General features: G+C 79.6%; 1 protein-coding gene. It reads right to left on the bottom strand.

Annotation, left to right across the window (positions count from 1 at the left end; genetic code table 11):
- Nucleotides 1–597: 597 nt before the first annotated feature.
- Nucleotides 598–819 (bottom strand): hypothetical protein (locus tag G5C65_RS38835; protein ID WP_206442740.1); only part of this gene is annotated, 222 nt, incomplete at its 5' end.

Below are 819 nucleotides of genomic sequence, written 5' to 3'. Positions count from 1 at the left end.
GCCCGGTCCTGGCGGGGGGCGCCGGGCCGGTCCCCGGGAACCGTCGGTGCCGATTCGGGGGAAGACGCCGCTGGTGACGACTCTGCGGCGGCCCGCTGGACCGGCGCGGCGGGCGGATCCGTTGTACGCGCGCCGCCCCGGCCGTCGGGCGCACTCACCGTGCGCGGCCGGCGCGCGGGGACCGGAGCCGATGAGGCCGACGGGGCGCGGGACGGAACAGGTCCCGGAGACGTACCGGGCAGCCTCGGGGCGGCCGCCGCCCTCCCCGGGCCGGAAGCACTGCCGGGCACAGGAGCCGACGTCGACGTCGACGCCCGGCTGGCCCGCCCGGCCGCCCTGCCGGTCGTGCGGCGCCGGGGCTGCACGACCGGTACGGCGGGCGCCGTGGCGCTTGCGCGCTGTACCGGGCCGCCGGTGCCGGGGCCGGAGCCCGAAGGGGCGGCGGTACGCCGGACTCCTCGGCCCGCCTCTGCAGACCCACTCGACCCCGCAGACCCCACAGGCCCGCCCGATGCCGCAGACCCACTCGACTCGGCGGGCCCCGCAGATCCGGCGGACCCGACAGGTCCTCCCGACCCGCCCGACGCCGCAGGCCCACTAGACCCCGAGGACCCGGCGGATCCGGCGGATCCTGCCGACCCGCCCGACGCCGCAGACCCACTCGACTCCGTGGATCCCGCAGACCTGGCGGGCCCGCTCGGCCCCGCGGACCTGGCAGGTCCTCCCGACCCGCCCAACCTCGCAGCCCCACTCGACCCGGCGGACCCGGCGGGTCCTGCCGACCCGCCCGACGCCGCAGACCCACTCGACTCCGCGGGT

Source organism: Streptomyces boncukensis, from assembly GCF_011045075.1.
Lineage (GTDB): Bacteria > Actinomycetota > Actinomycetes > Streptomycetales > Streptomycetaceae > Streptomyces > Streptomyces boncukensis.
This window is presented reverse-complemented; position numbering and strand designations above follow the sequence as displayed.